This is a genomic window from Streptomyces sp. NPDC088116 (genome assembly GCF_044741745.1).
Taxonomy (GTDB): domain Bacteria; phylum Actinomycetota; class Actinomycetes; order Streptomycetales; family Streptomycetaceae; genus Streptomyces.
This window is the reverse complement of record NZ_JBIUTF010000006.1, coordinates 214381-229190: the sequence shown is the minus strand read 5'-3', so window position 1 is coordinate 229190 and position 14810 is coordinate 214381. Positions and strand designations below refer to the sequence as shown.

Sequence of the window (14810 nt, the reverse complement as noted above, 5' to 3'; positions counted from 1 at the left end):
CATGAGCCACACCACCGCCCCGCGCCCCGTCCACGCGGAGCCGCCCGCCATTCGCGAACCGGCCCACGTCCCCGTCGCCCATGTGGTGCGCGACGGCATAGTCGAAGGCGTCCACCACGGCTCGGTCGTCGTGCTCGCGGCCGACGGCGGCGTGGAGTTCGCGGCGGGCGACATCGAGGCCGCCTTCTATCCGCGCTCCGCGCTCAAGCCCGTCCAGGCGGTCGGCCTGCTGCGCGCCGGCCTGCTGCCGCCGGACACCGAGTCGCTGGCCCTCACCGCGGCCAGCCACTCCGGCGAGGACCGGCACCTGGCCACGGCCCGGCGCATCCTGAGCGCCGCCGGGCTGACCGAGGACGACCTGCGCAACGTCCCCGATCTGCCGTACGGCACGGCGATGCGCGAACGGTGGCTGCGCGCGGGCCTCGGACCCACCCGGCTCGCCCAGAACTGCTCGGGCAAGCATGCCTCGATGCTGATGACGTCCAAGGCCAGGGGCTGGTCGCTGGAGAGCTACCTGGACCCCGGTCACCCCCTCCAGTGGCAGCTCGCCGTGACCGTGGAGGACCTCACCGAGCAGGGCATCGCCCGGGTGACCCTGGACGGATGCGGGGCGCCGCTGTTCTCCGTCTCCCTGCACGGCCTCACCCGGGCCGTCGCCCGGCTCGCCACGGCCGCGCCCGACACCGACGAGGGCCGGGTCGCGGACGCGATGCGCGAACACCCGGAGCTGGTGTCCGGCAGCGGACGGGACGTCGCCCTGCTGATGCGCGCGGTGCCGGGCCTGATCGCCAAGGACGGATTCGAGGGCGTACAGATCGCGGCGCTGCCCGACGGGCGCGCTGTCGGCGTGAAGATAGCCGACGGCGCCGACCGCGCCCGGATGCCCGTGACGGCGGCCGCCCTCGCCCGGTGCGGAGTCGACCCCCAGGTCCTCGCCTCCTTCGCCCGTACGCCGGTACTCGGAGGGGGGAAGGAGGTCGGCAGCCTGCGTGCGGCGGGCGCGCTGGCCCCTCCTCCCACCGGATCCGACCCGGTCGGCCGGTCCGCGCGGCCCAAGCAGCGCGTCCGGCCCGAAGGGCCGGCCCCTTCCGCCGAAGGGCCCGCCTCTTCCGTCCTGTGACGGAGACCTGCTCCACACGCGCGAGACCGTTCCGCATGCGCGGGACACCACCCTCACCACCTCACGAAGGAACACCTGCGCCATGACTGCCGGCCACCGCCGTGAACATGACCTGCTCGGCGACCGCGACATACCCGCCGACGCGTACTGGGGCGTCCACACCCTGCGCGCCACGGAGAACTTCCCCATCACCGGTACGGCCATCTCCGCCTACCCGCATCTGATCGACGCGCTCGCCGCGGTCAAGGAGGCGGCGGCCCGCGCCAACCAGGACCTCGGACTGCTCACCGGCGAGAAGGCGGACGCCATCGCCGCCGCCTGCCGGGAGATCCGGGACGACGGCCTCCTGCACGACCAGTTCGTGGTGGACGTGATCCAGGGCGGCGCCGGTACGTCGACCAACATGAACGCCAACGAGGTCATCGCCAACCGGGCGTTGGAGATCCTCGGCCACGACAAGGGCGACCACGGCCACCTGCACCCGAACGAGGACGTCAACCTCAGCCAGTCGACCAACGACGTCTATCCGACCGCCGTCAATGTCGCCACGATCATCGCCGTACGGGAACTGCTCGACGCGATGACGGTCCTGCGCGAGGCGTTCGCGGCCAAGGCCGAGGAGTTCCACGACATCCTCAAGATGGGGCGCACCCAGCTCCAGGACGCGGTGCCCATGACCCTGGGCCAGGAGTTCTCCGCGTACGCCGTGATGCTGGAGGAGGACCAGAGCCGGCTGGCCGAGGCGATCCTCCTCGTCCACGAGATCAACCTCGGCGCGACCGCCATCGGCACCGGCCTGAACGCCCCCAAGGGGTACGCCGAGGCCGCCCGCCACCACCTCGCGGACATCACCGGTCTGCCGCTGGTCACCTCGGCGAACCTGGTCGAGGCGACCCAGGACTGCGGGGCCTTCGTCCACCTGTCCGGAGTGCTCAAGCGCGTCGCGGTCAAGCTCTCCAAGAGCTGCAACGACCTGCGTCTGCTCTCCTCGGGACCGCGCGCGGGCTTCGCCGAGATCAACCTGCCGCCGGTGCAGGCCGGTTCCAGCATCATGCCCGGCAAGGTCAATCCGGTGATCCCCGAAGTCGTCAACCAGGTCGCCTTCGAAGTGATCGGCAACGACGTCACCATCACCATGGCCGCCGAGGCGGGGCAGCTCCAGCTCAACGCCTTCGAACCGATCATCCTGCACTCCCTGTCGGAGAGCATCACCCATCTGCGTGCGGCCTGCGTCACTCTCGCCGAGCGCTGTGTCTCCGGCATCACCGCCAACACCGAGACCCTGCGCGCGACCGTGGAGAACTCCATCGGGCTCGTCACCGCGCTCAACCCGCACATCGGCTACACGGCCGCGACCGACATCGCCAAGGAGGCACTCGCCACCGGGCGCGGCGTCGCCGAACTGGTGCTGGAGCGTGGGCTGCTCCCGGCCGAGCGGCTCGCCGCTCTGCTGCGCCCTGAGGTGATCGCGGGCACGGACCGGCAGTAGGCCACACGTATGCCCCGGCCACCGGTCGCGTGTCCTCCGGGGCTCACGCGCGTTACACCGGCCATGAACGTGTATCGATTTCTCACCAGCGCGGCCACTGCCGCGGCCGGCACCGCGCTTCTCGCCGCCGTCGCCCCCTCTGCCCAGGCCCTCGAATTCGGCAACACCCTGAGCAGCGCGGCGCAGACCGCGGCGACGGTGGCCGTGAAGGCCGAGCCGGTCGTGGAGGGGGTCGTCGGGGGCAAGGTCAACAAGAAAGTGGGCGCCGTGAAGGGCGTCGTGAAGGCGGGCAGCGACGCGGTGAAGGCCGGTAACGACCTGCTCAGCTGAACGCATTGATGGGGGCGGCGCCGACACCGGTGCCGCCCCCATCGGTGTGTTCGAACGGCCCCTCTGTGAGGCGTGGTTGCCCGTTGGCGCGCATGCGTCAACAATGCCCATGACAAACCGAAGGAACTTCGGTCACAGAGGGGACCCCCATGAGAAAGCCTCTCCTTGGTGCGCTTCTCGCCGCCCTGCTCCTCGGAGCCGGTGTGGCACCCGCGATGGCCACAAGCCATGACGCGGGCGCGCCCAGCAAGACCGCCCAGGCCGGCTCCGTACCCCAAGCCAAGGTCCAGGCAGTCGACTTCGCCGGAACGGTGGCACTCAGCAACTGTTCCGGCTCTGTCGTCCGTACACCCGATTCACAGCCGACCGACCCCGCCCTCGTGCTGTCCAACGGACACTGCCTGGAGAGCGGCTTCCCCGCAGCCGGCCAGGTGATCACCGACCGGGCGTCCTCCCGCACCTTCACTCTGCTGAACTCCTCGGGCAGCGGCGTCGGGACCCTGCGAGCGAGCAAGATCGCGTACGCGACGATGACCGACACCGACATCTCGCTGTACCAACTCACCAGCACCTACGCCCAGATCCAGAGCACCTACGGAATCACCGCGCTGGAGCTGAACGCCGCCCGCCCGGCACAGGGCTCCGCGATCAAGGTCGTCTCCGGCTACTGGAAGCGGATCTACAGCTGCAACGTCGACGGCTTCGCCTACCGTCTCAAGGAAGGCGACTGGACCTGGAAGGACTCCGTCCGCTACACCTCCGCCTGCAACACGATCGGCGGCACCTCGGGCTCGCCCGTGATCGACAACACCACCGGCAAGGTCGTCGCCGTCAACAACACGGGTAACGAGGACGGCGGCCGCTGCACGCTCAACAACCCGTGCGAGGTCGACGCGAACGGCACGGTCACCGTGCGCCAGGGCATCAACTACGCCCAGGAGACCTATCTGATCGTGCCGTGCGTCGGCGCGGGCAACAAGATCGACCTGAGCCGCACGGGCTGCGCCCTGCCCAAGCCCTGACGGCCGGAACGCAACTACGGCAGCGCCGCCAGGGGGACCGGCGGCGCTGCGCGCGTAAGTGCCGGGCTCGCGACGGTGTCGCTGCCCCGCGACACTGCCGGCCGTCGGCTCCAGGACGCGGGCGCAATCCACAGCGGGTCCGCCAACAAGCCTCACTCGTGCCCACGTTGCTGTGGCAGACTGCCCGGTATGCCTTTGGTGCGTGGGGGTGGGGTGTGAGCGAGCCGCGTTCTGCCCCGACGATCGGGCAGCTCGTTCTCAGCAGACAACTGCGGATTCTGCGGGAGAAGGCGGGACTGAGCAGGGAGCAGGCCGGCCGGCTGCTGCGTGTCACCGCCGCCACCGTCCGCCGGATGGAGACGGCCGACGTCGCGCTCAAGATCCCGTACCTGCGGATCCTGTTGCCCGCGTACGGCGTGCCCGGTGCCGAGGCCGAGGTCTTCCTGCGGCTGACGGACGAGGCGAACGAGCCGGGCTGGTGGCAGCGCTTCCACGACATTCTCCCGGACTGGTTCAGCGCCTACGTCAGCCTCGAAGAGGCCGCCACGATCATCCGCTCCTATGAGCCGCACTTCGTGCCGGGGCTGCTCCAGACCGAGGAGTACGCCCGCGAGGTCCTGACCACGGGGGCCTTGGGGCGTACCGCCGACGCCGCGCGGATCGAGCGTCATGTGGCGCTGCGCCTGAAGCGCCAGATGTTGCTCAGCCGCTCCGAACCCCCGGTGTTCTGGGCCGTGCTGGATGAAACGGTGCTGCGCAGGCCGGTGGGTCCGGCGCCGCTGATGCGCAGGCAGCTCGACCATCTGCTGGCCGTGTCCGACATGCCGAATGTGACGCTCCAGATCGCCGAGTTCGCCGTCGGCCATCACCCCGGTACGTACAGTCCGTTCGTGCTGTTCCGCTTCGACGCCCCCGAAGTGTCCGACATGGTCTATGTCGAGTACCTGACCGGCGCGCTCTATCTCGACGAGGACGGCGAGGTCTCGGAGCACATGGAGGCGATGGACCGGATGGTGGCGCACGCGGAGTCCGCCGGGCGCACCAGACAGCTCCTCGCCGATTTCCGCCGGGAACTGTGAACGCCCGTCCCCTCCCCGTCCGTACTCCTCACGACGGGACAGTCCCTACCCGTCGGTGACGGGACCGGACGGTGCGTCCGTGCCCGTCGATGACGAGACACGCATCAGGTACGCGTCGGACAGGAGCCGGGCCCGCGTCGGGCTGGCGTCCGGTACCGCGTCAGACCCATCGGAGTTCGGCATGACCACCGGTACGCCCAGACCCCAGGTCGACACCAGCAAACCGCACCCGGCGCGGGTGTACGACTATCTGCTCGGAGGCAAGGACAACTACGCCGTGGACAGGGAAGTGGGGAAGCGGTTACCCGACCTCGGCAAGCGCAGCGCCCGGCAGAACCGCGCCTTTATGCACCGTGCCTCCGCCTGGCTGGCCGAACAGGGCACGGACCAGTTCCTCGACATCGGAACCGGCATACCGACCGCGCCGAATCTGCACCAGGTCGTCCAGCGGATCGATCCGAAGGCCCGGATCGTCTACACCGACAACGACCCGATCGTCCTGCGCCATGCCGAGGCCCTGCTGATCAGCACTCCGCAGGGCGGCACCGACTATGTCGAGGCGGATGTGCGGGAGCCGGAGGCGATCCTCGAACACGCCCGTGCGTTCCTGGACTTCAGCCGCCCCATAGCCCTCTCCCTGGTCGCCCTCATGCATTTCGTCCCGGACGAGGACGACCCGTACGGCATCACCCGCACCCTTGTCGACGCGCTCCCGTCCGGCAGCCATCTCGTGCTCTCGCACGGCACCTTCGACTTCCACCCGCAGGTGGCGAACCAGGTGACCGGGGCGTACGCCAATGGCGGCATCGATCTGCGGTTCCGTACCCACTCCGAGGTCGAGCGGTTCTTCGACGGGCTCGACCTCGTCGAGCCGGGTCTGGTGACGGGCCCTCGGTGGTACAAGGACACCGCCGCTCCGGCGAGTGAGGACAACGCTGTCTACGTCGGAGTCGCCCGCGTCGCTTAGGTACTGTCCGACCGGACAGGACCCAGGTACCTCCGGCGTACACCGGCCCGCGCGCCGGGCCCGGACCGGTGTACGGGACCGGCGCGCGGTCAGCCGAGAAAGAGGAGGTCTTCCAGCGCCTCGCCTTCCACGATCCGGCGGATGAGGCCGGGTTCCGCCGCGTCCGAGCGCTCCGCCGCGTCCAGTGCGCCGGCCAGGACGTCCGGAGCCAGAGCGATCACGCCGTTGGCATCGCCGAGGATCACATCCCCCGGTTCGATCCGGACGCCCCCGACGACGACGGGTACCTGCCGGTGTCCTCGCGCGCCGTCCAGCCTCTTGGTCGTCAGGCAGGTGGTGCCACGGGCATGGAGGGGAAGGCCGGTCCGGGGGTCGGCGAGCGCGTCGCGGTCGGTGACCGCGCCGTCGACGAGGATGCCCGAGGCGCCACGAGCCCGCGCCGCGGCCGCCGTCACCGCGCCGACGACCGCGTGCGCGTGATCCCCCCGCGCGTCGATGACCAGCACTTCGGAGGGGCGCAGCTGGACGATCGCCCGGTTGACCGTCGCGGCGTCCGGTGCGTCGAGCCGGAGCGTGGCGGCGGTCCCGATCATCCGCTGGGCGAGGCCGATCCGCCGGAGGGTCAGATCGACGAATCCGTCCTCCAGGAAGTGACCGAGCGTCGGAAAGTCGACACCGGCGGCGCGCTCGAGGAGTTGGGGGAGGCCGGGCGGGGATTGCCCGGTCTCCGTCACGCGCCCTGCTCCGTCTTGACGACGGCGACACAGTCGATCTCCATCGAGACGCCCCAGAGACCCACGCACACGGTGGTCCGCGCCGGGCGATGACCGGCGAAGAACTTCTCGTACACCCGGTTGTAGGTGTCGAGTTGGTCGTGCGAGCCGAGGTACGTGTTGACCTTCACGATGTGGTCGAGATCGGATCCCGCCGCCGTGAGTACGGATTCGAGGTGGCCGAGTGTCGCTCGTACCTCGTCCTCGAAGGTGCCGGTCGCCTGCCCCGGGGCCGCCGGAATCTGCCCGGTGGTGAAGACGAATCCACCGGCCGAGGTCGCCTGGACGTAGGGGCCGACGGCGGCCGGGACGCCCGGAGCCGACACGAACCGTTCGATGTCACTCATGCGTTGACCTCGTTGTGCGAAGAGGGGGATTCCGCGTCCACCTCGTCGATGTTCCCGAATCGCGTTTCGGAGAGCAGGAAGAGAGCGATCAGGGACACCAGAGCGGCGGCGAGTATGTACCAGGCGATGGAAGAACTCTCACCGGTGAGTGACAGCAGCCCGACGGTGATCGCCGGTGTCGCGGCGGATCCGAGCAGGCCGGAGAGCATATAGGCGACCGAGAGTCCCGAATACCGGACCCGGGTGCCGAAAAGCTCCGCGAGGAATGTCGCGATGGGGCCGTAGTTGGCGGCGAAAGCGACGGTCATCAGCGCGTACGCGACGAATACGAGAGAAGCCGATCCGGTGTCGAGAAGCCAGAAGAAGGGGAAGGCGAGAACCGCCTCCGCCGCGATTCCGGCATAGATGACAGGCTTCCGGCCGAAGCGGTCGGAGAGGCGTCCGAAGAGGGGAATCAGCGTGAAGGCGATGGCACACGACGCCATCACCACCCACAGCATCAGATTCTTCGAGTGCCCGAGTTCCTGGGTCCCGTAGCTCACGCCGGACGTGATCATCAGGGTGAAGGTCGAGCCCGTGGAGAGCGTGGCGACGCCGCCGAGCAGGACCTGGCGCCAGTACTGACGCATCAGGACGAAGAAGGGGATCCTGGCCTTCGCGCCCGCCTGCCTGACGGCCTGGAAGGTCGACGTCTCCTCGATGTGCAGCCGGATGTAGATGCCGACGCCGACCAGGACGGCGGAGATCAGGAACGGGATCCGCCAGCCCCACGAGAGCAGTTCGGCGGTGTCGGTGTTGGACGCCACCACCAGGAAGACCGCGTTGGCGAGCAGGGTTCCGATCGGGACACCGATCTGGACCATGGAGCCGAAGAAGCCGCGCCGGTGGGAGGGAGCGTGCTCGACCGTCATGAGGACGGCGCCGCCCCACTCGCCACCGAGGGCCAGGCCCTGGACGACCCGCAGGCCGAGCAGGATGAGCGGCGCGGCGACCCCGATGGTGTTGTAGTCCGGCACGAGGCCGATCGCGAACGTCGCGACACCCATCATCATCAGAGAGGTCAGCAGCATGGATTTCCGGCCCACCCGGTCACCGAAGTGCCCGAAGAGGATGGCACCCACCATCCGCGCCAGATAGGCGGAGGCGAAGGTGAGGAAGGCCAGGAGGGTGCCGATCGTGCCGTCCAGCTGCGGGAAGAAAATCTTGTCGAACACGAGCGCGGAGGCGGTACCGAAGACGAAGAGGTCGTACCACTCGACGGTGGTACCGATCACGCTCGCGACGGCGATCTTGCGCATCTTCCGCGGTTCGGGCTGGGCCGCGACGGTCTTCCCGGGGGCGGTCTGCTCGACGGTGGTGGGTTCGGGGGTGGTCGGATCGGGCGTACGGGTCGTCATGGAGAGCTCCGTTTCGAGCACGGGTCATCGACGGCTCTGCTTGCGCGGAATGGATGGGCCAACTTTGTGGTGCGCCCCGGGTGACCGCAAGAAGCATTCGTACAGTGTTGGCGGCGATCGAGTGTTCACATGCCCATCGGCTCCTGTGGGCGACTCGGCCCATGGGCTCGGCGTACTCAGCTCGGTTTCAGGAGTTGTGTCGAGAACGCAGGGAAGTGTGTCGCGGCCCGCACCGTGAGGTAAATGTCCCGTTACGGCCTGATGGGGTAGGCCCCTGATGTTCATCTGCACACTCGGCGCCCACTAATTCGGTGAGTACGTCAGGTGCCACCGACGGGGTCGGACCAGACAATGGGAAAGGAAAACGCACCCTCGACGAAGGAATGAGAACGACCGTGAATGTCGAATCTCCCTCGCGGCCCGTCTCGGCCGGACATCTGATCGTCGCGCAGCTGGAGCGAGAGGGCGTCCGGCGTGTGTACGGGGTTCCCGGGGAGTCGTATCTCGACGTGCTCGACGGTTTGTACGACTCGGAGATCTCGACGGTCGTGACGAGACACGAGGGCGGCGCGGGGTTCATGGCGCTGGCGGAAGGGCGGCTGACGGGCCGCCCCGGAGTCGCGCTGGTGACCCGGGGGCCCGGGGCGGCGAACGCGTTCATCGCCGTACACACCGCACATCAGGACGCTACGCCACTCGTCCTGTTCGTCGGTCTGATCCCCGTGCCAGACCGGGGCCGGGAGGCCTTCCAGGAGTTCGACCTCACCGGGTGGTTCGGCACCACGGCGAAGAAGGTCGTCACGCTGGACGACCCCACAGCCGCGGCCCGTGTCGTCGCCGACGCCCTGCACACGGCCCGCAGCGGACGGCCCGGCCCTGTGGTGATCGGGCTCCCCGAGGATGTCCTCACCCACCCGGCCGGTACGTCCGGCACCGTGGAACCGCTCTCCCTGGCCCGGCCGCGCGCGTCCGAGTCGGCGCTCAAGGAGGTGGCCGGCCGTGTCGAACGCGCCCGTAGGCCGCTCATCGTCGTCGGAGGTGAGGGATGGAGCGCGGAGAGCGGCGAGCATCTCGTCCGGTGGGCGGCGGCGCGCTCCATTCCCGTGGTCTCCGACTTCCGCTCCTACGACGCGGTGCCCCACGAGATCGACGGCGGCAACGCCTTTGTGGGCTCTCTCGGGTACGGCCGCGGCGATCACGCGGCGGGACTGCTGGACGAGGCCGACCTGACACTTTTTCTCGGGGCCCCGCGCGCCGATGTCCTGAGCGACGGTTACCGACGCGGCCTCGACTCGGAAACGGTGCTGGTCCTGCCCGGCGCCGCCCTCGGACACGCGGGCCGTATCGACCAGTTGATCCAGGCGGACGCCCCGGCCTTCGCCCGCGATCTCGCGATGTCACCCGTGTCGACGGGGGCGGACGAGGGCTGGTTCCGGGCGGCCCGGGAGGCGTTCCTCCGCTTCAGCACCCCCGTGCCCGCCCCTTCGTCCCCTGTGTCGTCCGAGCCCGCGTCCCCCCTCCCGGCGGACGTCTCCGCCCCGGGGAGGAGTGACGCGTACGTCGACATGACGGCTGTGATGGGCGTACTGCGCACGGAACTCGCGCGCGACGCCGTCATCACCTTCGGCGCCGGCAACCACGCGCTGTGGCCCGCCCGGTATCTGCCGCACCGCTCTCCGGCATCGCTCGTCGCGCCGCGCAACGGGGCGATGGGGCTGGGGATCCCGGCCGCCGTGGCCGCGTCCCTCGCGTTTCCCGGGCGCGAGGTCGTGTCCGTCGCGGGCGACGGCTGCTTCATGATGAACGGGCAGGAACTGGCGACGGCCGTGGGATACGGCGCGTCCCCCATCGTGCTGGTGGTCGACAACGGCTGTTACGCCACGATCCGGCAGCACCAGGAGGACACGTACCCCGGCCGTCCGTCCGGCACGCACCTGACCAATCCGGATTTCGCCGCCTGGGCCCGGTCGTTCGGGGCCTTCGGCGAGACCGTGAGGTCGACCGCCGACTTCGGTGACGCGTTCCTGCGCGCCCGCGCGAGCGGCCTTCCCGCCGTACTCCACCTGTTCCAGGACCCGTCCGTGCGCGCCCCGTCCACGGCGGTCTGAGTCGCCCCGCCAACCCGTACCCGCGCCGATCCCACCCGTACGCCCGCGCCGATCCCACCCGTACGTCCGCGCGGCCCCGCCCGTACCTCCGGCCACCACCTGCCTGTCCGGTTCGTCCACCGCGTGACCAGGGGCGGGAGGCGGCGGCCCGGCGTCATATATCCGACCCCGGAAGGACCCACCATGAATGCCACGAATACGTCCACCGACACCCCGAGCAGCACGCCCGGCCCCGAACTCCGCCCCATGGACGAGAGTTTCGTCAGGGACTTCGGGACCATGAGCACCTTCGGGGCCACGGCAGCGGGCGGCGTCGACCGGCAGGCGGCGAGCCCGGCCGATGTGAGCCAGCGGCGATGGTTCGCCGAACTGCTCGAATCACACGGCCTCCGTGTCGAATACGACCGGATCGGCAACCAGTTCGGACTCTTGGAGCGCGTTCCGGGAGCGCCTTATGTCGTTGTCGGATCACACATGGACTCGCAGCCGACCGCGGGCCGCTTCGACGGCGCGTACGGTGTTCTCGCCGCGGCGCATGCGGCGTTCCGGCTGGCCGAGGAGTGGGAACGCACCGGAGACGTCCCGCTGTTCAACATCGCCGTCGTCAACTGGTTCAACGAAGAGGGCTCGCGCTTCGTCCCGTCCATGATGGGCAGCTCGGTCTTCACCGGGAAACTGCCGCTGGAGAAGGCTCTCGCGACGCTCGACCGCGACGGTGTCTCGGTCCGGCAGGCGATGGAACCGACCGGATTCCTGGGCGACGGCGACGGCCCGACCGCCGCGTTCTGCGCCGAGATCCATATCGAGCAGGGCCGGAACCTGGAGAACTCCGGTACGACGATCGGTCTGGTGGCCTCCAGTTGGGCGGCGAACAAGTACGAGTTCGTCGTGAACGGCGACCAGGCGCACTCCGGCGCGACGCTGATGGAGGACCGCCGCGACGCGCTGCTCGGCGCGTCCATGCTCGTGGTCGCGGCCCGGGAGATCGCCGACCGCTTCCCGGGCGTTCTGCACACCTCGGTGGGGCAGCTCGACGTCTACCCCAACTCGCCCGTTGTCGTGGCCTCCCGTGTCTCCCTCCTGCTCGACCTCCGCTCCGCCGACGAGTCGGTGCTCACCCGGGCCGACGAACTCCTCCACGAGCGGATCACGGAGATCGAGGCGACCGCCCGCGTCACGGTCGAGCGCCACCACTCGCACAGCTGGGGAGTCAACCCCTATCAGCCGAAGGGGGTCGAGCTGGCGCGGCGTTGTGCGGCGCGGCTCGGTCTGTCCCACGCCGATGTCATGACGGTCGCCGGTCATGACTCCATCAACATGAAGGACGTCGTGCCGACCGTGATGCTCTTCGTCCCGTCCTCGGAGGGCATCTCGCACAACGAGCTCGAATACAGCACGGACGAAGACATGCTCGCCGGCCTCTCCCTGCTGACGGAGGTGATGCGCGGCCTGGCCGCGGGTGAACTCGCCAGGTGAACCGGCCTCAGCCGAACTCACCCCGTGCATCCGGGGCATCTCCGTGCGTCATTCAAGGTGTGCGCATTCCTTGACTGTGCATGTATTGCTGTGTCAGCATGGCACTCACGAACCTCACTTCACCCTGCCGCGCGCCTCCTGTGTGCGGCCCTGGCAGGTGATGCGTGAGTGCCGATGCTTTTCCGGTGGGAAGGACGCAGATGCCGAACCACAGTCCCGACGTCCGGGTTCTCGACTGCCCGACAGATGAGATTCCGGATGCCCAGGAGCTGCTCGAGGCGGCTATGCGATGGCACTTCGGTCCGGAGACGGGATCGCCCTTCTGGCTCGAACGGGCCAAGAAGCTCGACTTCGATCCCCGTACGGACGTGCACACCGCCGATGACCTCAAGCTGTTTCCCAACATCGTCAACGAACTGCGCGACGTCCGCGTGGAAGACCTGATCCCGCGCGGATACGGCTCGCTCACGGACCTCTACGGCGTGTACGAGAGCGGTGGCACGACCGGCGCGCCCAAGCGTGTGGTCTGTATGAACGACTGGATGGAGCGCTGGCTGGCCTTCAGTCAACGGAAGCTGGACGAGCGCGGCTGCCCGCGCGGCGTCAACTGGCTGGCGCTCATGCCGGACGGCCCGCACATCTTCGGGGCCGCGCTCCGCGAGGGCGCACGCAGGAGCGGTGGCATTCTCCTCACGATCGACATGGATCCCCGGTGGGTCAAGAAATGCATCGGCGGCGGCCGGGCCGAGGAAGCGGGCCGCTACGCCGAGCACCTGGTCGACCAGGCCGTCTTCCTGCTGGAGACACAGGACATCGGCGTCCTCATCACCACACCGCCGCTGCTGGAACGGCTCGCGAGGAACGAGCGGCTGGTCGCGCTCATCAACGAGAAGGTGTCCCACATCCAGTGGGGCGGAGCACACATGGACGCGGACACCCGGCACCTGTTCCGTACGGAAGTGTTCCCCGGCATCGAGTTACAGGGCGCCTACGGCAGCACGATGATCCTGGGCGGTTCGCTCGAACGCGTCGACACCACAGGCGAGGACCGCTGTGTCTTCGATCCGTTCTCGCCGTACATCTCCTTCTCGGTGATCAACCCCGGGACGGGCGAGAGTGTGGCCTACGGCGAGCGCGGCCAGGTCGTGATGAACCACATCAGCAAGGGGATGCTGCTGCCGAACAACCTCGAACGGGACACGGCCATCCGTATGCGTCCCCCGAAGGGGCAGTTCGGGGACTCCGTCACGGAAGTCGGTCCCGTCGCGAGCTTCGATGACGAAGTCGTCATCGAAGGGGTCTACTGATGGAACCGCCGATCCAGCAACCGCTGATCCAGCTCGTAGCGCTGGGCCGCAACGGCCCCTTCCGCGCCCGCAACCGTGCGACCGTGTCAGACGTCGTCGGGACGCCCCTCGCCGAACTGAGCCTGGTGCCCTCCCTGTACGTGCGGCGCAGCCTTGCCGCACTGCGTGCAGCGAACCCACTGCCCGCCACCGAGCGGACCGCCGCGCTGGCACGGGCCGGCCGGCTCTTCGCCGACGCGACCCTGGGCGGGGTGTCCCCCGGGGAGTACCGCGACCTCGTCAGCCGCTGCTCCGGGCTGCCGGTCTCCGTCGTGGCGTCCGCCGCCGGGATCGTCGCGGACGCCGCGGCGGAGGCCCGGAACACCACACTCCAGGCCCGTCCGAGCGGCGCGGTCGACCGCTGGGACGCGCCGTCGACCCGGCAGGGGCAGGCGGTGTGGACCCGGCGCGGGGAGGTCTTCGCCGTGCACGCCGCGGGCAACCACCCCGGGGTGCACGCCCTGTGGCTGGAGGCCCTCGCGCTCGGCTACCGCGTCGCCGTACGGCCCTCGCAGCGCGAGCCGTTCACCCCGCACCGCCTGGTCACGGCCTTGCGCGAGGCGGGGTTCGGGCCGGACCGCATCGCCCTGCTGCCCACCGACCACACGGTGGCCGACAGCATCATCGAAGGCGCCGACCTGGCCCTGGTGTACGGCGGCGACGAGGTGATGAGGAAGTACCGCGCCGACCCCACGGTGCTTCCCCAGGGACCGGGCCGGTCGAAGATCCTGCTCACGGGTGAGGACTGGCGGGACCATATGGATGTCGTCGTCGACTCGGTCGGCGCCGAGGGCGGAACGGCCTGTGTGAACGCCACCGCGGTCTTCGCCGAGAGCGGCACCGTCGACACCACGGAGGTGGCCGAGGAGACGGCCGCCCGGCTCGCGGCGATCCCCAGCCTGCCGCCAGGGGATCCCAAGGCCGTCCTGCCCGTCCTGCCGGTGGCCGAGGCGCGCGCCGTCGAACGCCACCTTCTGCGCGCCGCCGAGGGCGCAACCGCCCACCTCGGCGGGGACGGCATCGTGGACGAACTGGGCGACGGCAGCGCGGTCCTGCGGCCGGCGGTCTTCCGGCTGGACCGTGCCGATGCCCGGCAGACCGGGACAGAGCTGGGTTTTCCCTGCGTCTGGGTAGCACCCTGGTCGGCGGCCGACGGCATCGGGCCGCTCAGGAACACACTGGTGCTCACCGCGTTCACCGATGACACACCACTGATCGAACGGCTGGTGGACGAGCCGACCATCAGCAATGTCCACGTCGGCGACCATCCGACGCACTGGATGCGCCACGGTATTCCGCACGACGGCTATCTCGCGGACTTCCTCATGCGGAGCAAGACCGTCATCCGCGACTGAT

The 14810-nt window shown here is 69.3% G+C and carries 13 protein-coding genes; 10 read left to right on the top strand and 3 right to left on the bottom strand.

Annotated elements, in window-relative coordinates; genetic code table 11:
- Position 1 precedes the first annotated feature (1 nt).
- The 6 genes from ACIOJD_RS24590 to ACIOJD_RS24565 all read left to right on the top strand — a co-directional run bounded on the left by ACIOJD_RS24590 (position 2) and on the right by ACIOJD_RS24565 (position 6007).
- Positions 2 to 1120 (top strand): asparaginase, encoded by a 1119-nt coding sequence (locus ACIOJD_RS24590; protein WP_401917471.1) that lies wholly within the window; start codon positions 2 to 4, stop codon positions 1118 to 1120.
- A gap of 82 nt (positions 1121 to 1202) precedes the next feature.
- The gene (gene aspA, locus ACIOJD_RS24585; protein ID WP_401917469.1) at positions 1203 to 2609 is read left to right on the top strand and encodes an aspartate ammonia-lyase; all 1407 of its coding nucleotides are present in this window, start codon (positions 1203 to 1205) and stop codon (positions 2607 to 2609) included.
- Positions 2610 to 2672: 63 nt separating this feature from the next.
- Complete coding sequence (locus tag ACIOJD_RS24580; RefSeq protein ID WP_401917467.1) at positions 2673 to 2939, top strand: hypothetical protein; 267 nt, start codon at positions 2673 to 2675, stop codon at positions 2937 to 2939.
- Positions 2940 to 3088: 149 nt separating this feature from the next.
- Complete coding sequence (locus tag ACIOJD_RS24575; protein ID WP_401917465.1) at positions 3089 to 3961, top strand: trypsin-like peptidase domain-containing protein; 873 nt, start codon at positions 3089 to 3091, stop codon at positions 3959 to 3961.
- 215 nt (positions 3962 to 4176) lie between these two features.
- The gene (locus tag ACIOJD_RS24570) at positions 4177 to 5040 is read left to right on the top strand and encodes a helix-turn-helix domain-containing protein (protein WP_401917463.1); all 864 of its coding nucleotides are present in this window, start codon (positions 4177 to 4179) and stop codon (positions 5038 to 5040) included.
- A gap of 181 nt (positions 5041 to 5221) precedes the next feature.
- Positions 5222 to 6007, top strand: coding sequence for an SAM-dependent methyltransferase (locus ACIOJD_RS24565; protein ID WP_401917461.1), 786 nt, complete (start codon positions 5222 to 5224; stop codon positions 6005 to 6007).
- A gap of 89 nt (positions 6008 to 6096) precedes the next feature.
- On the opposite strand, the gene ACIOJD_RS24560 is transcribed toward ACIOJD_RS24565, so the two are convergent.
- From ACIOJD_RS24560 to ACIOJD_RS24550, 3 genes are read right to left on the bottom strand one after another with little or no spacing between them, the layout of a single operon-like run.
- Positions 6097 to 6741 (bottom strand): RraA family protein, encoded by a 645-nt coding sequence (locus ACIOJD_RS24560; RefSeq protein WP_401917459.1) that lies wholly within the window; start codon positions 6739 to 6741, stop codon positions 6097 to 6099.
- Positions 6738 to 7127 carry a RidA family protein gene (locus tag ACIOJD_RS24555; RefSeq protein WP_401917457.1) on the bottom strand — a complete coding sequence of 130 codons (390 nt, stop codon included), beginning with the start codon at positions 7125 to 7127 and terminating at the stop codon, positions 6738 to 6740. The genes ACIOJD_RS24560 and ACIOJD_RS24555 overlap by 4 nt, the downstream gene beginning before the upstream one ends.
- Entirely contained in the window at positions 7124 to 8524 is a 1401-nt protein-coding gene (locus ACIOJD_RS24550) for an MFS transporter (protein ID WP_401917455.1), read from the bottom strand. Before ACIOJD_RS24550 ends, ACIOJD_RS24555 begins: the two co-directional genes overlap by 4 nt.
- A gap of 395 nt (positions 8525 to 8919) precedes the next feature.
- On the opposite strand from ACIOJD_RS24550, the gene ACIOJD_RS24545 reads away from it, so the two are divergent.
- The 4 genes from ACIOJD_RS24545 (at position 8920) to ACIOJD_RS24530 (ending at position 14809) form a co-directional block, all read left to right on the top strand.
- On the top strand, positions 8920 to 10632 hold the full coding sequence (locus ACIOJD_RS24545) for a thiamine pyrophosphate-dependent enzyme (protein ID WP_401917453.1): 1713 nt from the start codon (positions 8920 to 8922) through the stop codon (positions 10630 to 10632).
- A gap of 183 nt (positions 10633 to 10815) precedes the next feature.
- On the top strand, positions 10816 to 12108 hold the full coding sequence (locus ACIOJD_RS24540) for a M20 family metallo-hydrolase (RefSeq protein WP_401917451.1): 1293 nt from the start codon (positions 10816 to 10818) through the stop codon (positions 12106 to 12108).
- Between the two features lie 200 nt (positions 12109 to 12308).
- Complete coding sequence (locus tag ACIOJD_RS24535; protein WP_401917449.1) at positions 12309 to 13415, top strand: phenazine antibiotic biosynthesis protein; 1107 nt, start codon at positions 12309 to 12311, stop codon at positions 13413 to 13415.
- The gene (locus ACIOJD_RS24530; protein ID WP_401917447.1) at positions 13415 to 14809 is read left to right on the top strand and encodes an aldehyde dehydrogenase family protein; all 1395 of its coding nucleotides are present in this window, start codon (positions 13415 to 13417) and stop codon (positions 14807 to 14809) included. Before ACIOJD_RS24535 ends, ACIOJD_RS24530 begins: the two co-directional genes overlap by 1 nt.
- Position 14810: the final 1 nt, after the last annotated feature.